At 57.0% G+C, this 23324-nt stretch carries 17 protein-coding genes and 1 riboswitch; of the genes, 11 read left to right on the forward strand and 6 right to left on the reverse strand.

Annotated elements, in window-relative coordinates; translation table 11 throughout:
* Window positions 1-81 precede the first annotated feature (81 nt).
* The 9 genes from FHS19_RS24245 to FHS19_RS24285 all read left to right on the forward strand — a co-directional run bounded on the left by FHS19_RS24245 (window position 82) and on the right by FHS19_RS24285 (window position 14206).
* Window positions 82-1017 carry a carbohydrate ABC transporter permease gene (locus FHS19_RS24245; protein WP_183584591.1) on the forward strand — a complete coding sequence of 312 codons (936 nt, stop codon included), beginning with the start codon at window positions 82-84 and terminating at the stop codon, window positions 1015-1017.
* Between the two features lie 20 nt (window positions 1018-1037).
* Window positions 1038-1877 carry a carbohydrate ABC transporter permease gene (locus FHS19_RS24250; protein WP_105445697.1) on the forward strand — a complete coding sequence of 280 codons (840 nt, stop codon included), beginning with the start codon at window positions 1038-1040 and terminating at the stop codon, window positions 1875-1877.
* Between the two features lie 102 nt (window positions 1878-1979).
* Window positions 1980-3365, forward strand: coding sequence for an ABC transporter substrate-binding protein (locus FHS19_RS24255; RefSeq protein WP_183584354.1), 1386 nt, complete (start codon window positions 1980-1982; stop codon window positions 3363-3365).
* Between the two features lie 71 nt (window positions 3366-3436).
* The gene (locus FHS19_RS24260; RefSeq protein WP_183584355.1) at window positions 3437-5242 is read left to right on the forward strand and encodes a sensor histidine kinase; all 1806 of its coding nucleotides are present in this window, start codon (window positions 3437-3439) and stop codon (window positions 5240-5242) included.
* Complete coding sequence (locus FHS19_RS24265) at window positions 5235-6878, forward strand: response regulator transcription factor (RefSeq protein WP_183584356.1); 1644 nt, start codon at window positions 5235-5237, stop codon at window positions 6876-6878. The genes FHS19_RS24260 and FHS19_RS24265 overlap by 8 nt, the downstream gene beginning before the upstream one ends.
* Window positions 6879-6912: 34 nt before the next feature.
* Complete coding sequence (locus FHS19_RS24270) at window positions 6913-8772, forward strand: heparinase II/III family protein (protein WP_246426786.1); 1860 nt, start codon at window positions 6913-6915, stop codon at window positions 8770-8772.
* Between the two features lie 2 nt (window positions 8773-8774).
* Window positions 8775-9914: a glycoside hydrolase family 88 protein gene (locus FHS19_RS24275; RefSeq protein ID WP_376771966.1), complete on the forward strand. Its 1140-nt coding sequence runs from the start codon at window positions 8775-8777 to the stop codon at window positions 9912-9914.
* Window positions 9915-10347: 433 nt separating this feature from the next.
* Window positions 10348-12888, forward strand: coding sequence for a LamG-like jellyroll fold domain-containing protein (locus FHS19_RS24280; protein ID WP_183584358.1), 2541 nt, complete (start codon window positions 10348-10350; stop codon window positions 12886-12888).
* A gap of 304 nt (window positions 12889-13192) precedes the next feature.
* Window positions 13193-14206, forward strand: a complete 1014-nt coding sequence (locus tag FHS19_RS24285; protein ID WP_183584359.1) for a HoxN/HupN/NixA family nickel/cobalt transporter — start codon at window positions 13193-13195, stop codon at window positions 14204-14206.
* A gap of 114 nt (window positions 14207-14320) precedes the next feature.
* Here FHS19_RS24285 and FHS19_RS24290 read toward each other — a convergent pair whose 3' ends face one another.
* The 3 genes from FHS19_RS24290 to FHS19_RS24300 all read right to left on the reverse strand — a co-directional run bounded on the left by FHS19_RS24290 (window position 14321) and on the right by FHS19_RS24300 (window position 17106).
* Window positions 14321-14827, reverse strand: coding sequence for a DUF1572 family protein (locus tag FHS19_RS24290; protein WP_183584360.1), 507 nt, complete (start codon window positions 14825-14827; stop codon window positions 14321-14323).
* A gap of 167 nt (window positions 14828-14994) precedes the next feature.
* Window positions 14995-16299 (reverse strand): serine--tRNA ligase, encoded by a 1305-nt coding sequence (gene serS, locus FHS19_RS24295; RefSeq protein WP_183584361.1) that lies wholly within the window; start codon window positions 16297-16299, stop codon window positions 14995-14997.
* Window positions 16300-16635: 336 nt separating this feature from the next.
* The gene (locus FHS19_RS24300) at window positions 16636-17106 is read right to left on the reverse strand and encodes a MarR family winged helix-turn-helix transcriptional regulator (RefSeq protein ID WP_183584362.1); all 471 of its coding nucleotides are present in this window, start codon (window positions 17104-17106) and stop codon (window positions 16636-16638) included.
* Window positions 17107-17260: 154 nt separating this feature from the next.
* Here FHS19_RS24300 and FHS19_RS24305 point away from each other — a divergent pair, with 154 nt between their 5' ends.
* Window positions 17261-17425 carry a DUF1328 domain-containing protein gene (locus tag FHS19_RS24305; RefSeq protein ID WP_076172824.1) on the forward strand — a complete coding sequence of 55 codons (165 nt, stop codon included), beginning with the start codon at window positions 17261-17263 and terminating at the stop codon, window positions 17423-17425.
* A gap of 118 nt (window positions 17426-17543) precedes the next feature.
* Here the strand turns inward: FHS19_RS24305 and FHS19_RS24310 are convergent, their stop codons facing one another.
* The 3 genes from FHS19_RS24310 to FHS19_RS24320 form a co-directional block, all read right to left on the reverse strand.
* Window positions 17544-18242, reverse strand: coding sequence for a M50 family metallopeptidase (locus FHS19_RS24310; protein ID WP_183584363.1), 699 nt, complete (start codon window positions 18240-18242; stop codon window positions 17544-17546).
* A gap of 133 nt (window positions 18243-18375) precedes the next feature.
* Window positions 18376-19407, reverse strand: coding sequence for a ribonucleotide-diphosphate reductase subunit beta (locus tag FHS19_RS24315; RefSeq protein ID WP_183584364.1), 1032 nt, complete (start codon window positions 19405-19407; stop codon window positions 18376-18378).
* Between the two features lie 518 nt (window positions 19408-19925).
* Window positions 19926-22259 carry a ribonucleoside-diphosphate reductase subunit alpha gene (locus tag FHS19_RS24320; RefSeq protein WP_183584365.1) on the reverse strand — a complete coding sequence of 778 codons (2334 nt, stop codon included), beginning with the start codon at window positions 22257-22259 and terminating at the stop codon, window positions 19926-19928.
* Window positions 22260-22493: 234 nt separating this feature from the next.
* Window positions 22494-22716: riboswitch (cobalamin riboswitch) on the reverse strand.
* A 288-nt stretch (window positions 22717-23004) separates the two neighbouring features.
* Between FHS19_RS24320 and FHS19_RS24325 the strand changes: the two genes are divergently transcribed.
* Complete coding sequence (locus FHS19_RS24325) at window positions 23005-23307, forward strand: MTH1187 family thiamine-binding protein (protein WP_076172827.1); 303 nt, start codon at window positions 23005-23007, stop codon at window positions 23305-23307.
* The last annotated feature ends 17 nt before the right edge of the window (window positions 23308-23324 follow it).

Genomic DNA, 23324 nt, shown 5'->3' on the forward strand with positions numbered 1-23324 from the left:
ACGTCGATCGACGTTTTTCTTATAATCAAATCAGGCTTTAAGGAACGCAGATGAAACGAGGTGTGGAACTTGGAACAACGAATGGAAACGGCTGCGGCAGCGCCGCCGGGCATAGGAAAACGCACCCGGAAAACCGGATCCCTCCAGCGGGGCGAAACGCTGTGGGGAATGCTGTTCATCAGCCCGATGCTGCTCGGGGTGCTCATCCTCGTGCTGGTGCCGATCGTCGCAACCATGGTGCTCGGGTTCGCCGACTGGAACTTTGTGCAGGGGTGGAACGGCATCCGCTGGGTCGGGTTTGAAAATTTTCGAAATTTGCTTCATGATGACATGTTTATTAAATCGGTCCGCAATAATGTCATCTTTCTGCTGACCGTGCCGGTGTACATGCTCATTTCAATGGTGCTCGCCATCCTGATCGACCGGTTCGTGTACATGAAGAGCTACTTCAAGGTCGCTTACTTCATGCCTTATATTTCAAGCGTCGTCGCGGTCGCCGTCGTTTGGCAGGTGCTGTTCCAGCCCTCCTACGGCCCGATCAACGAACTGCTCAAATCGATTGGGGTGCATCATCCGCCAAAATGGATTGCCGATCCGCATTTTGCGCTGCTGTCGATCATGATGATCTCGGTCTGGATCTCCATCGGCTTCAACATGATCATTTATATCGCCGGGCTGCAGTCGATCCCGCGCGACCTGTACGAGGCGGCTGACATCGACGGCGCTAACGGATGGACGAAATTCACCCGGATTACGGTGCCGCTGCTGTCGCCGACGTCCTTTTTCCTGATGGTGACGGGCATTATTTCAACGTTCAAGGTGTTCGATATCATTGCGGTGATGACGCAGGGCGGCCCGGTGGGCTCCACGACGATGATGGTCTGGTACCTGTACGACACGGCATTCGTCAATTTGAAGGTGGGCTACGCTTCGGCGATCGCCGCGGTTCTCTTTGCCTTTGTCATGCTGATAACACTCGGACAGTGGTCCGCCCAGAAGAAATGGGTCAATTACTAAGCGAAAGGAGCTGACAGAAAATGACGACACGTACCGGGCCCGACTGGCGCAGGCTGGTCATCACCGTGGTCATGCTGGCGGTCAGCATCCTGTTTCTGATGCCGTTCATCTGGATGCTGGTCACTTCCTTCAAGATTGAAAAGGACGTCTTCGTCTACCCGATCCAGTGGATTCCAAGGAAATGGAACGCGGTGGCGAATTATAAAGAGGTGTGGTTCGGCGATTACCCTTTTTATCTCTATTACTGGAACTCGATCAAGGTCAGCGTGCTGACGACGCTGATCTCCTGCACGGCGTCGGCCCTGGCCGCCTACGGCTTCTCCAAAATCCAGTTTGCCGCCGGGCGCTGGCTGTTCATGATCGTGCTGGTCACCTACATGATTCCGGGGCAGGCGATCCTGATTCCGCAGTTTATTTTGTACCGCAACATCGGCTTGTTCGACAGCCATTTCGGCCTCATTATTCTAGGCAGCTTCAGCGTGCTGGGCACGTTCATGCTCCGCCAATTCTTTATGGGCATTCATCAGGAATTCATCGAGTCGGCGAAAATCGACGGCGCGGGCCATCCCCGCATCTTCTCCTCGATCGCGCTGCCGCTCGTGAAGCCGGCGGTGGCGACCTACGCCATTCTGCGTTTTATCTGGACATGGAACGATTACCAGAATCCGCTGATCTTCCTGCGGAGCGACCGGCTGTTTACGATTCCGCTGGCAATGCAGAAGTTTACGTCTTTAAGCGGGGAGTTCTACTCGCTGATCATGGCCGCGGCGGTATCCGCCATTTTCCCGCTGCTGCTGATTTTTATCATTGGGCAAAAAAACGTCATCGCGGGCATCGCCCTCGGAGGCGTCAAGGGTTAGCATCCGTCAAAATAGCAGGATCAACGGTCAATTTAGCGTCATGGGCCGGGGGAATGGCCCCGGTATAATCAAAGCGTATAATCCAAGGGAGGTTATTGAGGGATGAAGAGAAAAAGATGGCTTACCGGCGCGGCAGCCGGCATGCTGCTGATCAGTTTGCTGTCGGGCTGCGGGGGAAGCGGCGGCGGGGATAGCGAAGGGGCTTCCGGCTCCGGCGGATCCAGCGGCGGCCAGGACAAGGTCAACCTGAGATTATACACCTATGGAACCGAGGAAGCTTACAATTGGAGCAAGACGCTCAAGGCCTACGAAGACGCCAACCCCGGCGTCACGATCGAGCTGGTGCAGCTCAGCGAAAAAGGCGATACGCAGGAGGCTTCCAAAAAGCTGGACCTGGAGGCGGCGTCCTCCGCGCAGATGGACATCCTGATGTTCAGCGATCCGGCTGGATACGCACAGCGTGTGGCACTGGGCATGGCGGAGCCTCTGGACGACTACATTGCCAAGGACGGTTATAAGGAAGAGACGGATTATAAAGTCGATACCCGCCTGAACGGCAAGGTGTACGCGCTGCCGGGCAAGTTCAACCCATGGTACGTGCTATTGAACAAGGACCATTTGGATGAAGCGGGCCTGAGCGTGCCGACCGATTGGACATGGGACCAGTTTGCTGATTATGCGAAAAAGCTCACCAAGGGCGAGGGCGCAAGCAAGCGCTACGGCACGTACTTCCACGGCCCGCAGGGCGGGGGCTGGCTGGAGTTCCTGAAGCTGAAGATGGAGAATCAGCCGGAAAACTCCGACTTTCTCAAGGCCGACGGCTCCTCGAATCTGGATGATCCCAATTTCCGGGCGACGCTGGAGCTGCGGCTGAAAATGGAAAAAGAAGACCAGTCCTCTGTTCCGTATACCGACATGATTTCGCAGAAGCTCAATTACCGGACGCAGTTTTTTAACCAATCGGCGAGCATGATCGTGATCGGCAGCTGGATGAATACCGAGATCGGCGGGACCGATAAGGTGCCGCTGGAGTTTAATGTCGCCGTCGCGCCGTTCCCGAAAAACAAAGAAGGCGATCCCACAGGCATAACCCCGGTCACGACCGATTATGTCGCCGTCGCCGCCAAGTCCAAGCACAAGGAAGAAGCCTACAAGTTCGTGCGCTGGTACACGACCGAAGGGCAGACGGTTCAGGGTAAAAATATTCCGGCCTGGAGCCAGGTGAAGAGCGACCAGGTGGAGCAGATCATCGATACGATCCTCGCCGGCACGAAAAGCCCGGAGAAGGTCGACAAGAAGTCATTGGTCGACACGCTGGTCGCCTCGAAAGCATCAGCGATCGTGCCGCCGGCCTCCTACCAGGCCGAAGTGTTCAAAGCGGTCAACGAGGAATACGAGAAGCTGATTCTCGGCAACCAGGATATCGATGAGACAGTGAAAAACTCGCAGGAGCGTGTGAACAAAATCATCGAATCCAACCAAAAATAATTTTGGTATAATATGATCCAAAAACGGGGGACGGTTATTTCGTCCCTTTTTTGTACCCTGGAGGGACCATCATGATCAACCGGTTGCGGCACTTGGCGCTTCGCTCGATCCGTCATAAGCTTATCTTCGCGTCGATTGTCTGCATCGTCGTTCCCGCGGTCATCAGCCTGGTCGTGTACAACGGCTTATCGCGGGAGGCGGTGAAGCGGCAGGCCGTGTCTAACGCGAGGGATTCGCTGCAGCTGGTGGCCGGATCCGTCACGAACCTGCTGTCCAGCAAGCTGAACATTGCCAACTACATTCAGGTCAATTCCGGTTTGAACACCTACTTCAAGCAGGTCGCCTCAGGCAATGAGGAGAAGGATCCGTACCGCCGGTTTACCGAGGCGAACCGGGTGCTGGAGCAGCTCGACAGCCTGACGGTGGTTGGCGAGCAGACGTATGTGACCGTTCTGCTGACAAACGGGGCGTATTACATGAATTATTCCGTAAGCGATTACAATCCGCCGGACCTGACCCGGCAGCCCTGGTTCAGGCAGATTAAGGAGCTGAGAGGGCTGGAGTCTTATTGGACCGGACCCGAGCGAACCGTCTACGTGCAGGATCAAGCCGATCACCCCTATCAGCTGTCCATTGCCCGGTCGCTGCGGCTGGCCAATTCGGAAATTTACGGCTATGTGGTGGTGTCTTGGGTGGAGGATCAGGTCAGCGGCATCTTTGACCGGCTCTCCAAGGGGAACCGGGTGCTGATGGTAGACGGCTCGGGTACGATCGTATCGGGGCCGGCCGGCCAAATCGGCAGGAAGTTTGCTTATGCCGAACTGAATGAGAGGACCAAGCCGTATTCGATTGAACGGATCGACGGGGAGAAATTCCTGGTGGTGGAGCAGGAGATCCCGATGAACGGCTGGCATCTCGTGCTGATGCAGCCGTACCAGGACGCGATCGTGGACCTGAATGCCATCTTCAGCAAGGTGTTCCTGTTCGAAATGATCTCTTTCTTCGTGTTCCTTCTGCTGCTGATCGTGCTGGTCCGCAGGTTCACGACGCCGCTCGTCCGGCTTGGCAAAGTGACGAACGCGGTGCAGCGCGGCAACCTGGACGTTCGTTCGGGCGTGGCCGGCAATGATGAGATCGGGCGGCTCGGACTGTTGTTTGACCAGATGCTGGATCGGGTCAAAGAAATGATCGCCGAGGTATCGGACCACCAGGCCCGCAAGCGAAGGGCCGAGCTTAAAATGCTGCAGGCGCAGATTCATCCCCATTTTTTGTTCAACGTGTTAAATTCCATCCGCATGAAGGTGATGAAGCGCGGCGATCCGGAGAGCGCCAAGATGATTGGCTCGCTGTCGGTCCTGCTCCGCATGACGATCAGCCGCGAGAATGATGAAATTTTGCTGCATGAGGAGATCGATTTGATTTCCCATTACGTCGCCCTGATGAACCTGCGGCAGAAGGAGGAGGCCGTGCTGCAGCTGGATATTGATCCGGAGGCTTTTCTGATCAAGGTTCCGCGCTTCTTCCTGCAGCCCCTGGTCGAGAATGCGATGATCCATGGGCTGAGCCGCCAGGCAGGCACGATATCGATTCGGGCGGCGACGGAGGTGGAACGGATCATTCTTACGGTCGCCGATGATGGTGCAGGGATGGAAGAGGAGCGGCGGCAGGAGCTGATGCGGATTCTGAACGGAGCCTCCTATGCAGCGAAGGTTTCCCCGTCTAGCGGCTCCTTTTCAGGCATTGGCCTGCCCAATGTGGCGGAGCGGATGAACATGATGTTCGGCGGTGGCTTCAAGGCTTGCGTGAACAGCGAGCCGGGAGCCGGAACCGTGATTGAGATGCATATTCCACGGAAGGAGGGGCTGCGGGATGTATAATGTCATGCTGGCTGACGATGATTACCCCGTGATTGAGCTGCTGTCGGAGACGATCCGCTGGGAGGAGCTCGGGCTGCGGCTGATGTCCACCCATGAGAACGGATGGAGCGCCTGGGAGCAGGCCCAGCGCCAGACCCCGGATATCCTCATTACGGATATCGGGATGCCCAAGATGGACGGCTTGGAGCTGTCGGGACGCATCCGGGAGCTGAATCCCGCCGTGCAGATCGCCATTTTGTCCTGCCATAGCGAATTTCAGTATGCCCAGCAGGCCGTCCGGCTGAACGTACAGGACTATCTGCTGAAGGACACGCTTGACCCGGAGGATCTGGTACAGCGGCTTACCCGGTTCAAGCAGGCGATGGATGAGGAGAAGCAGGCAGGCTGGGAGCACAGCCGGATGAAGCGCATGTATGATGAGGCGAAGGAGCTGCGGAAGGAACAGAGCCTGAAAAACCTCATCGATCTGCCCCTGCTGTCCCCGGAGAACTGGAGGAAGGAGGCAGCGGAGTACGGCCTGCTACGGGAAGGCGAGTACACCCTGCCGGTCGCTGGATTTCTGGAGAATTACCGGCTGGTGAAATACCGCTTCTTCTCAGACCAAACACTGCGCTTTGCCGTCGGCAACGTCATGAAGGAAGTGCTGGAGAACTTTGCACCATGCGGGGTACACGCGGGCTATGATGCCAAAACCTGGCTGCTGTTTTTCTCCGGCAAGCCGGGACTCCATCGGAATTTTTATGAAGAAACGGCGCAGATGCTGAAGGAAATCCAGTCCGCGCTGCGAAAAGTACTTAAGGTTGACATGTCGCTGTGCATCGGCGAGCCCTGCGCCTCGCCGGAGAGCTTGAAGCAGACGCTTGGCGGGCTGCTGGCCTCGGGCGGGCTGCGTTTCTATCTGGAGCCCGGGGAAACCGTGAAGCTGCGCGCCTCCAGACCGAAGCTGGAGCCGGAGCCGGGAGGGGATGACCTGCCGCCGCGGGAACTGTTCAGCTTCTACGATGACGCGCTCGGCGAGCTGCGCGGGGCTTTGCTGGACCGGGAGCCGCAGGCGATCCGGTCGGCGACGGCCGCTTGGACCGCGAGGATCCGCAAGGAGCGGTATCCGCCGGAGACGGTGAAGGATTGGGTCCTCAAGCTGCTGCTGGATTTGAAGCTGAAGCTTCAAGCCATCCCTTCCGTTTCGACGGCATCGTCCGCGGATACGCTCCACAAGGAAATCGCGGACATCGATTCGCTTGCGGATCTTCATGCCTGGCTGAACGGGCACTTGGAGTCGTGGGCGGCGACCGGTTTTGGCGGCCATAAGTCCGGCAGAAGACCCGAAATTACAGAAGCCTGCGTGTACGTTACGCGGCGGCTGCACAGCCGGATTTCGCTGGACGAGGTGGCGGAGCACCTCCACATGAACACGAGCTACTTCTGCCGGCTGTTCAAGAAGGAGACGGGGAGCACCTTCATCGAATACGTGACCCGGCTCAAAATGATGCGGGCCCAGGAACTGCTGGACCGGACGGGAGCGACCGTCGGGGAAATTTGTGAGCAGCTGGGCTATGACAATCAAAGCTATTTCATTAAGACATTCAAATCTTACGCCGGCGTGACCCCGGTGGAGTACCGGAGCCGGCTGCGGTGAGGCTGTGGCCGCATGAGAGAGGAGGAAGCGACAATTGCTGGAATCATCATCCTGTCATGAGCAAGGAAGTCCGTCTCTGGAGGAAGTGGTCCGTGACATGGCTCCCGCCGGATTGGACCTGTATTACCCGGACGGGGACGCGGCCCGTTTCTGGCAGAAGGTCCGGACTTCGGACCTGTATGAAGCGGACCGGGGCGAAATCCAGGCCGAAGGACAGCGGCTGCTGGGACTGCCGCTGCCGGTATTAACGTACTCGCTGTATGCCGACTTTGCCCGCACCGGGCGCCGGCTCGGCTATGAGCGGGTGTATTTCGAGCGGCGCCGCCGGCTGAATACCTTTGCGATTCTGATGATGCTTGAGCCGGAGCGGGATGAATACCGCGAGGCTCTGTGCGATACGCTGTGGCTCATCTTGGAGGAGTATACCTGGTGTCTGCCCGCGCACCTGGGAGAAGGGGACGCCGGGGGCGAGATCGATTTGTTCAGCGCCGAAACCGGCTTTGCGCTGAGCGAGCTGCTGTGCCTGACGGGCGACGGCCTGCCGCCATTGATCCGGAGCCGGATTCGGGACGAAGTGCATCGACGCCTGTTCGAGCCGTATTTGGCCCAGTCGTTTCACTGGGAGTCGGCCGTGCATAACTGGTCCGCCGTGTGCGCCGGCTCGATCGGCGCGGCGGCGCTGCTGCTGATGGAGGATGCGGATCGTTTGGCGGCCGTCCTGGCGAAGGCCGAGAGAAGCATGAACAGCTACCTGACGGGGTTCGGTGAAGACGGCGCCTGTCAGGAAGGGCTGGGGTACTGGAATTACGGATTCGGTTATTTTACGTACTACGCCGATCTGCTCCGGAAGCGGTCCCGTGAACGGCTGGACTGGTTCGCCAGCGGCAAGGTCCGCCGCATCGCGCTGTTTCAGCAAAAATGCTTTCTCGGCGGAAGCGCGGTGGCGAACTTCTCCGACTCCAGGCCAAGCGGCAGCATTCAGCCGGGGCTGTCGGATTATCTGGCCGGCTTGTATCCAGAGTTCCAGCGGCCGCCGGCCCGCCTCCGGGCTGGGTATACCGAGGATCACTGCAGCCGCTGGGCGCCGGCCATCCGGAATCTGCTGTGGCGGAGCGGGGAGCCGGCGCAGGGCGAGTGGGGGTCGTACTTCGGCTATCTGCCCGACGCCCAGTGGCTGACTTGGCGGCATGCCGGCCCTGGCTGCGCGTTCGGCTTTGCGGCCAAAGGCGGACATAACGCCGAGCCCCACAACCATAACGACCTCGGGCAGTTTATTCTGTACGGGGACGGCGAGTTTTTCCTCGCCGACCTCGGCAGCGGGGAATACACGAAGTCGTATTTCGGACCGGAGCGCTACACTTACGACTGCAACGGCTCGCAGGGACACAGCGTGCCGATCGTCGGCGGCCAGTATCAGGCCGAAGGAGAGGACAGCCGCGCGGTGGTCGAGGAGGCTTTTGCGGATGAGGCTGGAGCTGTGTTTAACGTGGACCTCACGCAAGCTTACCGATACGCGGGGCTGGAAAGTCTAAGACGCGCGCTCCGCTGGGAGATGCGGGACGGGCTGCCGAGTCTGGCGCTCACGGACGAGTACCGGTTTGCGGGAGCGCCAAGCTCGGTGGTGGAGCGGTTTGTCACCCGCGTCCGGCCGCGGCTTGCGGGGGACCGGATCGAGCTTCAAGGATCAGGAGAGCAGGGCCTGAAGCTGATCATGCGTTATGACGGCGGGGTGCTCTCGCCGGAGATCACCCGGCGGGTGTTTATGGACCATGACGGATGCGAGGCCGAATGGTACACGATCGATTTGACGGTCCGGAAGCCGGAGCCCTCCATCCGGGCCGTTGTCACCTTCGAGTTTGAGCCAAATGACGAGGAAAGCGGGGATCGGAAATGAATATGACGGAACAGGCCGCGCAAACGGTATGGGTAAATGAAGCTTGGGGCAAGGCGCTGGATAAAGTCCGGCGCACGAGCCAGCGCATCGGGGCGGGATTTCCCCATGCCAGCCAAAACGGCGAGTATGTGCTGGAACCCCCGCACTGGTGGACAGCGGGCTTCTGGCCGGGGCTGCTTTGGCTGCTGTATAACGGCAGCGGGGACGAGCGCCTGCGGGGGATCGCCGAGGAATGCGAGGCGCGGCTCGATGAAGTACTGGACGGCTACACCCGTCTCGACCATGACCTGGGATTTATGTGGACGCTGACGAGCCTGGCTACCTACAAGCTGACGGGAAGCGAGGAGTCGAAGCGGAGGGCGCTCAAGGCGGCCAATTACCTGGCTGCCCGCTTTAATTTGAAAGGCCGGTTCATCCGCGCCTGGAATCCGTGGTCCGCAGGCGAGGATAACGCCGGCGTCGCCATCATCGACTGCGCCATGAACGTGCCGCTGCTGTTCCAGGCATCCGCCATGACCGGCGATCCGAGGTACCGCCACATCGCTGAGGCGCATATGGACACGGTGGCCGCCGACTTTGTCCGGCCGGACGGCTCCGTGTATCATATCATGCGCTACGACCCGGACACGGGCGAGCGCATCGGCGGCCTCGGCGGCCAGGGCTATGCGCCGGAGTCAGCCTGGTCCCGCGGCACGGCCTGGGCCATATACGGCCTGACGCTGGCCTATCATCATACCGGCAAGCAAGCCTATTTGGACACGGCCAAGCGCGTCGCCCACTTCTTCCTTGCCAATCTGCCGGAGGACCACGTGCCACACTGGGATTTCCGGGCGCCGCTGGAAGAAAGGCAGTACCGCGACTCCTCGGCCGGTGCGTGCGCGGCCAGCGGGCTGCTCCTGCTGTCGGAGCAGGTGGGTGAGCTGGAAGCGGCCGTCTACCGTGAGCCGGCTGTGCGCATGCTGGAGTCGCTGTACGTGAACTACGGCGCTTTTGACGATCATGCGCAGGAAGGCCTCATTTTGCATGGGACGAGCCATTATCCGAACCAAACGAACGTGGATGTGCCGCTGATTTACGGCGACTTTTTCTTCGTGGAAGGCCTTGCCCGGCTGCAGGGGAAGGGACCGTTTTATTGGGAATAAGCAGGCGTTGTACTGCGGCGTAGGAGCGATTTGAAAAACGTGCAGGGTGGAGCGGCTGAAGCCGTGGTTTACAGCTGAATACTTGAACGGGCGAAAGGAATGGGGCTTTGGAGTCTCATTCCTTTTTATTTTATATTTTTATAAAATAAATGAAGAGGATAACAGTCATTTCAGCAACGTTAAGTTAAATATTTTCCAAAATCAATTGAAATTTACTGCCCGTCACTATATGATTAATTAAAACATTTTAGTTTTATTTAAATAAAAAATGAAAGCGGTTTACAGGTTAATGAAGCGGTAGATAAGGAGGGATCGGTCGCTGGGCCGCGGCAGGCGCCACCATGAAGAAGCGCTGAGCGGATCAATGAATGCGTTTTCGTCAAAGGCTGAATGATCTTATTTTTGAAGACTTTATTTTTTGGAGGGAGCAAACATGAACAGAAGGTGGGTTTCGGCATTGTTGATGGTGATGCTGTTCGTCACGGTTCCGGGCCAGGTGTTCGGCACCGGGCCGGACCGTACGGCCCAGAAAGGCGGCAAGACGCAGGAGCAGCAGGGACAGCCGCCGGTATATCAAAATGTATCCGTACACGATCCATCCATCGTGAAGGACGGGGATACGTATTACGTATTCGGTTCGCATATTGAGGCGGCCCAATCGAAGGACCTGCAGAGCTGGTCCCGTTTTACGAACGGGTATACGACGCCGGGCAACGTGCTGTACGGCGATCTGGCGCAAAATTTGGCCGGGTCGTTCGCCTGGGCCGGTCAGAATGATTCGGACAGCAAGGGCGGCTTTTCTGTGTGGGCTCCCGACGTGTTCTGGAATCCCGAATATGTGAATGCGGACGGCACCAAGGGTGCCTATATGCTGTACTACTGCACGTCCTCGACGTATATCCGGTCGGCCATCGGGTTTGCCGTGTCGCCAAAGATCGAAGGGCCTTATCAATATGTCGATACCCTGGTATACTCCGGCTTTACGGAGGGCGATGCCAAGGATAAGGACAGTGTGATCAATAAAAAGTGGACGAACACGAACATTCCGAAGCTGATCGACGCCGGACAGCTTAGCGGGGCAAGCGGCGCCTGGTTCAACGCTGGCGGGTCGTATGCCAACGGCACGTATCCGAATGCGATCGATCCGAACTTGTACCACGACAAAAACGGGCAGCTCTGGATGTCATACGGCTCCTGGTCCGGCGGTATCTTCGTCCTGCCCGTGGACCCGAAGACCGGCAAGGTGAAATATCCCGGCAAAGACAGCACGACCGCCGACGGACGCCTGGTGGACCGGTATTTCGGCACGAAGGTGGCCGGAGGCTACGGCAAATCGGGTGAAGGTCCGTACGTGGTATACGATAAAACCACCGGCTACTACTACCTGTACATGACCTACGGCTGGCTCGGAGCCGACGGCGGTTACAACATGCGGGTGTTCCGCGCGAAGAACCCGGACGGACCGTATGTGGATGCCCAGGGCCAGAACGCCGTTCTGCCCGGAGACACGGATAACGCGCCGTACGGCAACAAGCTGATGGGGAACTACCTGTTTGCCAGAGACGTGGGCGATCCGGGCACCGGCATCGGCGTCGGCTATGTGTCCCCGGGGCATAACTCCGTGCTGCTGGATGACGCGACCGGCAAGCGGTTCCTCGTCTTCCATACCCGTTTCCCGCAGATGGGCGAAGCGCATGAGGTGCGGGTGCATCAAATGTACATGAACGCCGACGGCTGGCCGGTGGTCGCTCCATACCGGTATGCAGGGGAAACGCTGGGTAAGGTGGACCGTCAGGACCTGATCGGGGAATATAAGTTCATCAACCACGGAAAAGGGACAACGGCGGAGATCCAGTCCTCCGTATATATCCGGCTGAACAAGGACAACACGATCTCGGGCGACGTGACCGGCACTTGGAAGAAGACCGGGCACAACGAGGCGGAGCTTGTCATTGCCGGTTCCGTGTACAAGGGCGTCTTCGCCAGCGGCTGGGATCCGGTGTCGGAGCGTTACGTTATGACCTTCACGGCTTCTTCGCGGGAGGGCGTGGCGGTCTGGGGCAGCCGGCTTGAAGACAAAGCCGATCAGGCGTTGGTTAAAGACGTATACAACGATCTGAGTCTGGGGGATACGGCGAAGATCGTGTCAGACCTGGCCCTTCCGGCGGAAGGAACCCGGCACACCACGATTACCTGGAAGAGCTCGGACGAAGCCGTCGTATCGGCCGCAGGCGAGGTGCACCGCCCGGCGGGCGGCGCGCCGGCCCAAGCGGTGCTGACTGCGACGATCACCAAAGGCGGCACGACGCTGACGAAGTCCTTTACGGTGAGCGTTCTGCCGTACCAGGACGCCAAGCTGTCCGCTTATTACGGCCTTGAGGGCAACTTTGCGGACGGTCAGGGGCGGTTTGCCGCAGGTACGGTGACCGGCGACCGGATTGACAAGTCCGGCGGCAGCATCACCTTCGCTGAGGGCAGACAAGGCCAGGCCGCCAAGTTCGACGGAGCCTCCGGGATCCGGCTGCCGGACGGACTGATCTCAAGCAACGCCTATTCGGTTGCGCTGTGGATCAAACCGGAGGAGCTGACGACGTATACGACGGCTTTCTTCGGCGCGAAGGACAGCGACCATTGGGTGAGCCTCGTACCCCGGGGAGCCGTCGCCAACAATACGATGGTCTGGTCGGGCAGCACGAGCTGGTATGACGGGGCGACCGGACTGACCATTCCGACCGGCGAATGGTCGCATCTGGCCTTTTCCGTGGAAAACGGCACGCTGACTGTGTACGTGAACGGAGTGCAGAAGTTCAAGGGAGCGAACTTCCCGGACTGGTTTACCGGCACGAAGGCAAGCTTTAGCCTGGGCGTCAACTGGTGGGATCCGCCGTTTAAAGGGCTGATCGACGAGCTGCGCGTGTACGATGGCGCACTGACTCCTGCGCAGGCGGCGGATTTGGCCAAGAACCCGTCTTAAGCATGAGCATGCCCCAAGATAGGCAGTAATAATAAGGGACGAAGTGAAAAGAGGAAAACTCTTTCCCTTCGTCCCTTTTGATTTACCTGAATGGAACACAAACTGGACACTAGGAAGCTATTTCATTTGGATGCTGTTCTATTCAGGGAAGAAGGGAGATTCGCAGTCTCCTCTTATGTTTGTAAGCCTTTGCAAATGGAAGATACCATTTTAGGAGGTTTGAGGATAAACTAGGACTAGACAGCAGGATGGAAACGGCAAGCTCAGGATACATACCTATGAATGAAGGGTGAAAGATGGAAACATGAAGTTTATTTGGAACCGTTACATGCTGGGCGTGGCCATGATCCATGTCCTGGGGCTGCTCGCCTTATTTACGGTGGCGCCCGACCATCCGGCTTTTGTCGGCATGGGAATTGCGGCATACGTCTTTGGCGTCCGCCATGCTTTTGATATCGACCATATCGCCGCGGTCGATAACACGATACGCAAATTGGTAGCGCAGAAAAGGGACTCCCGGGGCGTAGGTTTCTTCTTCTCTCTGGGGCACTCGACGGTCGTCTTCCTGTTGGCGGTGCTGACGGCCATCTCCGCACGCTTTGTCGCCAAACATATGTCCGGCATGCAGGAAATCGGCGGCATTATCGGGGTGACCGTGTCAGGGGTATTCCTGCTGTTCCTTGCCGTGCTCAATATCATGCTGTTTGCCCAGCTCTGGCGCACGTTCCGTCGAATTCGGGAAGACCGGCTCGGGGAAGCGGAGCTGGAGGAAATGTTCGAAGCGAAAGGCTTCTTTACGCGTTATTTGGGCAGATGGTTCAAGCTGGTCACAAAAAGCTGGCATATTTACCCGATCGGCTTCCTGTTCGGCCTCGGTTTTGACACGGCCACCGAGATCTCGCTGCTGACGATGTCGGCGGGGGCGGCGAACCAGCAGGTTCCAGTTCTCGGCATTATTGCGCTGCCGTTGTTGTTTGCGGCCGGCATGAGCCTGTTCGATACGCTGGACGGCCTCATGATGACCAAGAGCTATGCCTGGGCCGGCGACCGCCCGGTCCGGAAGGTCTACTACAACCTGATCGTCACGGCCATTTCGGTGGTGGCCGCCCTTGCGGTCGGTGCAGTAGAGCTGGTGCAGATTACGATGGAGAAGCTCCATTTGTCCGGCGGCATTTGGGATGTGATCGCTGGCATCGACTTCGGCAACCTTGGTATTTTCCTGGTGGTAGCGTTTCTGGCCATCTGGGGCGTAGCCGTGATCATATGGAAGGTATACCGTATCGAAGAGCGGCATGCGGTGAAGGGGAAAAGCTTGTAAATGATAAAAAAACGGGATCCACCCGGCGTTATTATGCCGGTTGGTCCCGTTTTTTTTTTTTTGCAGGTCAATTTTTGTGGGGAAAATTCGCCGATAGAAGCTGTCGTTCCTCCGCTATTTCTTTCGGCGCGGAATCGTCAGCGTCTCCCAAGCGTCCGATTGGATCTGCTTGGCGGCGTATATGATCTGGCCGATATGGCTGGAATAGTGCGATACCTGCCGTTCGATCGCTTCCAGCACCGAATGCGGCTTTTCCCGGATGTAGACGGTCCGGAGCAGGTCCTCGCTGCCGAGGGAGCCGAGCGCCTGCAGAAAGACGTCCCAGCCGCGGTTCCAGATATCCAGCAGCTCTTCTCTCGAGGCGACGTTGCCCTCGAACTCGCGGTCCCGGTCGCGGCCATCTTTTTCCCCGTCGGACTCAAGGAAGTCCGTCCATCGGGAAATCATGTTCCCGCTTAAATGATGGACGATAACCGCGATGCTGTTGGAGTCTTCGTTTAACGACCAATTCAGCTTATCGTCCGGAACCTGCGCGATCGCCTTTTCGGCGGAAAGCTTCAGCTCGGCGAATTTATCATTGATCACCCGGAAATATTCGGTTCCGATATCGTGGGCGCTCATTCCAACCACCTCCGCTTGAAAATGATTTCTTTACACCAGTATAGGTGCCGTTCTTCTTTCCCGGCAAGCAGGCGGATCCCCCTAGCGGATGATCCTCTGCATTTCGGGTTTTCCGGGTTTCTCACCGCTTTTGCCAGCCCCAGTCCCGGTTCTCATATCAAAATGATTCACCCACGGTTACTCAGCTCCGGGGCCGGGGGCACCAGCTTATCGATACCGCCCATATACGGCCGAAGGGCGCTCGGGATGTAAATCGAGCCGTCTTCCTGCTGATGGTTTTCGAGCAGCGGGATCAGAATGCGGGGCGAAGCCACGGCCGTATTGTTCAGCGTGTGGCAGTACTGCAGCCTGCCTTCCGCATCGCGGTAGCGGATGTTCGAGCGCCGGGCCTGGAAATCCAGCAGATTCGACGACGAATGGGTTTCGCCATAAGCTCCGCGGCTCGGCATCCAGGTTTCGATGTCGTACTGCTTATACGTCTTCTGCGACATGTCTCCGGTGCAGACGGCCATCACCCGGTAAGGAAGCTCCAGCAGCTGCAGGATCTCTTCGGCATGCCCGGTGATTTCCTGAAGCATCGCCTCCGACGCCGCGGGATCGTTTTCGCAGAGGACGACCTGCTCAACCTTGGCAAATTGGTGGACGCGGTACAAGCCGCGTACGTCCCGGCCCGCCGAGCCGATTTCCCGGCGGAAGCAGCTCGACACGCCCGCCAGCCGGATCGGGAGGGCGGCGTCGATCACTTCGTCGCTGTAGTACGATACCAGCGACACTTCCGAAGTGCCGACGAGCCACTTGTCCTCACCGGCCAGCTCATAGGTCTGATCCTTCCCGGTTGGGAAGAATCCCGACCTCGCCAGCGCCTCGGGACGGACCATGACCGGCACGTCCATCGGCGTAAATCCGCGCGAGGCCAGAAGGTCAATCGCCAGCTTCTGCACGGCCAGATGAAGGAACAGGCCGGCCCCCTTCAAATAATAGCTGCGGCTGCCCGCCGTCTTGACCCCGCGCGGAATATCGAACAGATCGTGCAGCTCGCCGAGTGTGACGTGGTCCTTCATCTCAAAATCGAATTCCCGCGGCGTCCCGATCCGGCGGACTTCCACATTGTCGCTGTCGTCCCTGCCAATCGGCGTATCCTCCGAGACAACGTTGGGGGCGAGGAGCATCAGTTCCTCAAATTTACCGGTTGCCTCGCGCAGACCGGCTTCGCAGCCGTCCAGGCTGCGATTAATTTCCTTAACTTGGCCCTTAACCTGCTCCGCAGCTTCGTCCTGGCCCTGCTTCAGCCATCCCGCGATGCTCTTGGTCAGCTCATTGCGCTGCGCCCTGAGCGATTCCGTCTCCTGCAGCAGCCTTCTTCGCTTCTCGTCCCATTCCAGCAGATCGTCCACCTGAAAGGGAATGTTTTTTTGCTCCGCGACTTGCTGTACCTGCTCCTGATGGTCACGGATGAATTGAATGTTTAGCATCGTTACCGTCTCCTTTGTCCCTTTGTCCTGTAAAAAAGCAAAAAGCGCCCTCATCCCTTGGGACGAGGAGCGCTTGCTCGCGGTGCCACCCAATTTGACCGGCCTGCCGAAGACAGTGCCGATCCGCTTGGTTCCGCGATAACGGACGGATGCCGGTTAACTTAGAGAGGGATGGTGCAGCCGCTGCCGTCATGCTGTGCACACACGGGAAACGCCATCCGCTCCGGTCGAAAACGCCTCACAGTTGGATGCTGTTCATCGGCGTAATGTCACTGTTCAGTTCTTTGCGGTTTAGTATAGCGTAAACCGATGAAAAGCACAATATACGTACATCCCTTACCTGGATGCGTACTCCTCCAGAAACTTCTGTATTTCTTGGTGAATACGGAGCAGGCTCTCAACATCGGAAGCAGGAATCTGCTCGAGGGCATGTCCCATGGCCTGGTAGGAGCGTGGCTTAACCGCAGACTGAAGGGAACGCTCCCGTCCATCTGCGGAAAGGCTCAGTTTGACCTCCCTGCGGTCCGTCTCGGAGATGACGCGGTCTACCAGTCCCGATTGGACGAGGCCCTCCACTTGAACGCTGATGGTGCTTTTGGGAGAAGAGAGGCGTTCGGTTAATTCCTTTAGCGTCATGCCGGGCGCGGTATACAGTGTGTTCAGGATGGCGAGCTGCAGCACGGTTAGTCCCAGGCTCTCCGCGTTGCTGCGCGTAAACTCCAGGAGGCGCTGCTGAATACCGGTAAAGGATTGAACGACTTCGGCGGCCAGCTTGATTTGCGGATCTTGGCGCTCTTGATGATCCATGGTTCAGGCAACCTTTCGTCTATTAATTTGTTCAATATTGAACAGTTCAAGTACGGACAAATTATATGCGGATCTGGGGCATTTTTCAAGGTTCAAATCTCCGATTCAGGGTTAAAAACAAGTACCACATTCTAACGAAAGAAAGGTGATCACGATGATCGGACTCGCGATATTGTTTTTGATCATTGCCATCGTAGCTGCGATTTTCGGCTTCTTCGGCATCGTCTCTGCGCTGGTTGGCGTCGCAAAGGTGCTGTTCTTCGTCTTCCTGATCCTGTTTATCCTGTCGCTGATTTTTGGCAGAAGACGGAGCAGCTGACGCCACGGCGCCGCTGATCCAATTCATACGAAGGCTCTATAAACGCAGAAAAGGCTTGCGCCCACATACGTGTGGGACAAGCCTTTTTGGGTTGAGCGAATTCGAAACTGCGTAAGTTTTATCCGGTCCGCACGCTGGTATTTGCAGTAGGCTTTCGCGCGGGCTTCCGCCAAAACAGGGTAAGGCTTTGAGTGGTGCACCAAAGCGCAAACAGCAGAAACAGCACCGACCAGGCGATGGCGGGGAGCACGGTCATATGAGCCAGGTTGGCCGCGTCACCGGCCTGCCGCGGGTTGGTCAGGGAAGTGATCGCCAGGGTGAGCGGCCCGACGACGGATTCCTCCAAGCAAAGGAAGGCGAGCAGAAGGTAATAGAGATTGCGCACGGTGCTGCCCAGCAAATAAAACACGATGTTCAGCGCCATAAAGATGACAAGCCACCAAACGCCGTAGCTGTTCCGGACAAAAAAGAGCAGGTTGACGGCAGCCAGCATCGTGATCAGGATCAGCCCGGCGGCCTGCCTGCGTTTGGCGTACCCGTAGAACAGAAGCACTGCGAAGATGGAAGCGATCGTATACCCCGACAGCGAGACGAGCACGGAGCTCCAGCCGGTGGATAAATAGGAGTAGGTGGTCCCGCTGTGATCGGCATTGAGTTCGATGCGCAGAACCCTTCCGGAGAGCAGCAGGGTGACGACCGCATGGCCGAACTCATGAATCATCGTATCCAGGGTGCGGAACCAGGAGGAGAACGGGATCAGCCGGGTTAGAATCGCGGATACGACAAGAAACAATACAGCCTTTAAGGATTTATTCACGGGCAGCTCCTTTCCAAACGGTAACATGCGGATCAGTATCTTTTGTTCCATCATACACGATCCCATTAAAAAGGGAAGCGCAGCGGCTGCGCTTCCCGGTTGTTGCGAATCTATAACGTTATAGGCGAACGGCTTACAGATCGTCGAATCCGTTGTCGTCGCCGACCTTACCGTAGTTGCGGGACTTGGCTTCGAAGAAGTCCGTTTTGGTGGCGTTAAGCGCTTCGTCGGAGAAAGGACGGATCCACGGCATGCAGTTGGAGTCCACGCCTTCGTAGCCCTTTTCCATTCCCATCATTTTGAGGCGTTTGTTGGCGATGTATTTGATGTAGTCGGACAGCTCATTCAGGTCGATGCCCTTGACCTCGCTGAGCGTGTAGTGTGCCCAATTGGTCTCCAGCTCTACCGCCCGGTCGATCGTGCGGTAGACGTAGTCCATGTTCTCCTTCGTGTTCAGCTCAGGGAAATCCTTAAGCAGCTGCTTGAACACTTCGCCGAAGAAGTAGCAGTGCTGGTTCTCGTCGCGCTGGATGTAGGAGATCATTTGGCTGGTCGCCATCATCTTCTGGTCGCGGGCCAGGTTGTAGAAGAAGGCGAACGTGCTGTAGAAGAAAACGCCTTCCAGGATCAGGTCGGCCACGAGCGCTCTGAAGAAGGTTTGCGGATTCTGCTCGTCGCGGAATTCCTGGTAGATTTCCGAGATGAAACGGTTGCGGTCGAGCAGCACCGGATCATGCTTCCAGTATTCGAAAATTTCTTTCTGCTCCTGCTCCGAAACGATGGAAGACAGCACGTAGGAGTAAGATTGGTTGTGTACGACTTCCTGCTGACCGATGATGGCCGAGATGGCCTCCAGCGAGGAGTCGGTAAAATAACGCTTTACGTCGCCGATGAACATCGTTTGCATCGAGTCCAGCACGGCGAGCAAAGAAATGTTGATCTTGAAGGTGCGCTGCTCTTCCGGATCGAGGTTCACGAACTGCTGCGCGTCTTTGGCCATTGGGATTTCGTCGGCGATCCAGTGGTTCAGCAGCAGAACCTTATACAATTTATACATATGGGGCATGCGGATATCGTTCCAGTTCAGAATGCCTGAGCATTCTCCCTCGATGATGCGGGTCGAGCGGTTCGGCGCTTCGGTGTTAAAAATCTTTTGCATTTGCATACTCGATTCCTCCTCGTACTTCTGTTTTGACTTGCTCATATATATCAACATCCACCGCAGAATGCTGTAATCCATATCAGTTGATCTATACCAGTGATCTTTAACGTAAGGTTTCAGATAGTCAGCCACACTTGATGCAGTAGTGATTTCCAGTTTTAGTTGGCAGTTTTAGTCGGACGCGTGGCGAGCCTCCCGTATTTTGGCAAAGCCAAAACAGGGAGCAAAGCCGCGCGACGAGCGTGGTCTCCGAGAATCGAGGAGACCATCACACGCACCGCTCAAACGTAAAAGCGTGTCCCCCATAACCTGCGGAGCAGAGGGGGACGAAAGCGACTCACAGCACATATTCACATCACAATCCGCCACCCGCCGGTCATCCGCCAACATTCCGGGTGTCCAGAGGGCAGCGCCCTCGGGGCCCTCCTAAAAGCTTCCCGAAGGGAAGCTCACTTCGAAAGCATAAGCTTGGAAGGGAGGGTTTGGGAGGGATCGAAAAAGGTTTTAGGCTATTATAACGTTTACGACGCGCACGACTCGCACTCTTCAATCGTCAGCGCACGGCTCCGGACGTAGTACGTTGTTTTGATGCCGGCTTTCCAAGCGTGAAGGTGAAGCTCCAGGAATTCCGTCGCCCGGATATCCGGACGAACGTACAGGTTGAAGCTTTGCGCCTGGTCGATGTGGCGCTGACGCGCCGCGGCCATCTTGATGGACCAATGCTGGTCGATCAGGAATGCCGTTTTGTAATACCAGATCGTCTTCTCGGACAGGTCCGGAGCCGGGTTGGCGATCTTGTAGGTCGTTTTTTCCTCGTAAGACAGAAGGTCGTACAGCGGATCGATGCTGGCGGTGGAGCCAGCAATGATCGAAGTCGAGCCGTTCGGCGCGATGGCGAACAGCCAGGCGTTGCGGACGCCGTTCTGCTGCACTTCCTGCTGGAGTTCTTTCCACTGCTCGGTAGTAACGAACTTGCCTTCATGCTCGCCGTCGACATAACCGCGGCTGGTGAAGTAAGCGCCGTTCTCCCAGTCGGAGCCTTTGAACTTCGGATAGTGGCCCTTCTCCTTGGCCAGCTCCATGCTGGATCTGACGAGCAGGTAGTTGATTTTTTCGTACAGATTGTCGTTATATTCAACCGCTTCGTCGGACTCCCAGCGGATGCCTTCGAGGGCGAGCAGGTGATGCAGGCCGAAGGTGCCGAGTCCAACCGCGCGGTATTGGCTGTTCGTATACTGGGCTTGCAGCACTTCAATGTTGTTGATGTCGATGACGTTGTCCAGCATGCGTACCTGGATCGGCACCAGGCGGTCCAGCACATCGTCCGGAACGGCACGGGCCAGGTGAATCGAGTTCAGGTTGCAGACGACAAAGTCGCCGGGAACCTTGGAAATGACGATCCGGGTTTGGCCGTCTTTGGTCACGAGTTCCTCTTTTTCCACCACGGTGGCGGACTGGTTCTGCATAATTTCGGTGCACAGGTTGGACGAGTAGATCATGCCGTGTGCACGGTTCGGGTTCGCCCGGTTGACGGTATCCCGGTAGAACATGTACGGCGTGCCGGTCTCGAGCTGCGATTTCATGATGCGCTTCATGATGTCGATCGCAGGCACCGTAATTCTTGGAAGCAGCGGGTGGGCAACCGCTTCGGCGTACTTCTCGCGGAACGATCCTTGACCGACTGTCTCGTCATAATAATCCTCAAGACCCGCCGGACGGCCGTTGCCATCCTTCCAGCCCATGATTTTCTTCACTTCGTGCGGGCAGAACAGGCTCCACTCGCTGCGGGCTTCTACCGCCTCCATGAATAGATCGGGCAGGCATACGCCATGGAACACGTCATGCGCTCTCATGCGCTCGTCACCGTTGTTCAGCTTCAGGTCCAGGAAGGCCAGGATGTCCTTGTGGAAGACGTCCAGGTAAACGGCAACCGCACCTTTGCGGGTGCCGAGCTGGTCAACGCTGACCGCTGTGTTGTTCAGCTGGCGGATCCAAGGGATGACGCCGGAGCTGGTGTTCTTGTGACCGCGGATGTCGGAGCCGCGCGCCCGGACTTTGCCGAGGTAGACGCCGATGCCGCCGCCCATTTTGCTGAGACGGGCCACGTCGGTGTTGGAGTCGAAGATCCCTTCCAAAGAGTCGTCCACCGTGTCGATAAAGCAGCTGGACAGCTGTCCGGCGACCTTCTTGCCGGCGTTGGACATCGTTGGTGTGGCGGCGGTCATGTACAGATTGCTCATCGCCCAATAGGCTTCCTTCACGAGCTCAAGGCGCTTGTCCTCCGGCTCGGTGTGCATCAGGTACATGGCGATGACCATGTAGCGCTCCTGCGGGAGCTCCATGACGCGTCCGTCAAAATCATGCGCCAGATAGCGATCGGACAGGGTTAGCAGCCCGATATAGTCGAACAGCAGGTCGCATTGGTAATCGATGCAGCGGCCCAATTCTTCAATTTGCTCTTTTGTATAGCAGGTGAGGAGCTCCTCGCGGTAGATTCCTTTTTGCACCAGCTCGGTAATGAGAGGATAGAACGCACCGTATGGCTCGTCAGGATAGGCTTTGTAGCGGCGGTTGTAAGCGGCCTTCTTGTACAGGGAGGTCAGCAGCGAGCGCGCTGCGGCAAACTTCCAGTTCGGCTCCTCCTTGGTGACCAGCTCAAGCGCCGACATCGTGAACGCGCTGCTGATCTCGTCTCCGGTGACTTCCTCGCGGCGAAGTTTGCTCTGCACGCCCCGGAGGAGGCGCTCCTTGTCCAGGGTCTCCAGCCCCTCCAGGATTCGGTCGGCATAAACGGAGAGACGGATTTCATCAAAAGCCAGCTGGCGGTTGTTCGGTTTGGTAACGAGCTGCGGCATGGTGCAGATCTCCTTTCAAAGTTTGTATATTTGGTATAACGGAAAGTAGGACGATGCTGTTAAGAGGGAGCTCTTGCTGTGCTTGCCCATACAAAAGGCATTTCCGAAGAACCTGAAGCACAGGTACGAAAATGCCGCTATATCCCGTACGCCCTATTTACGAGCATGGGAAAAAATATCTATCACCCTATGTATAGATATCGACTGGCATCACGCACCTATTCCTCGTAGGCCTTTCGTGAGACAAAACAGGCAGGTCTCCTGACTCCCGAAAATGCGATATTCGGCGCCTTCCCGTCCTCGTGACGGACAGTGGCTTTAGCCGACATCGTGCCGAAAGCTCGGAGCTCTCGGCCTTCCGGTTACAGTGGCGGGACCGTGACGGATTCACACCGTGCTTCCCTATTATGAACGCCTGGCAAATCATGCCGTGTTCACCTGTTTCCACTATATTTGGTTGCTTTCATACTAATTTAACCCAATATATTGTGTTTGTAAACCTAGTTCCTCTTAAAAGACGAGCAATGAGAATTATACCAGATGGACCCCCTGGGCGCTACTGTGAACCATTGGAGATTAGTCTCTTGAGGGGGGTGAAAAGGCAGAAATCGGGCGGAATTTGCAGGAAAAACGCGAATAAAAAAATTTTGCGGCCATCCTTTTGCGATTCCTCAGATGGTCGGGTACAATAAAATTAGGAATAAAGTTCGATCCGCTTGCAAAAGGATAAAGGAGGCGCACGACCATGGCAATTGCAGAGGTAACGGTCATTCCGATCGGAACGGCCACGACCAGCCTGAGCTCCTATGTGGCACAGATGCAGCAGGTGCTGGCGGAGCAGAAGGGGATCAGCTACGAGCTGACGTCGATGAGCACGATCATCGAGGGGGCTCTTCCGGATGTATGGCAGGCGATTGCAGCCCTGCACGAAGCCCCGTTCCTGGCCGGCGCGCAGCGCGTATCCACTTCGGTCAAAATCGACGACAGACGGGACAAAGCCTCATCCAGCGCCCAGAAGCTGCAATCGGTCCGCGACAAATTGAAATAAATTCCAGCTGCAAATGA

Source organism: Paenibacillus rhizosphaerae (assembly GCF_014192015.1).
GTDB lineage: Bacteria > Bacillota > Bacilli > Paenibacillales > Paenibacillaceae > Paenibacillus_AQ > Paenibacillus_AQ rhizosphaerae.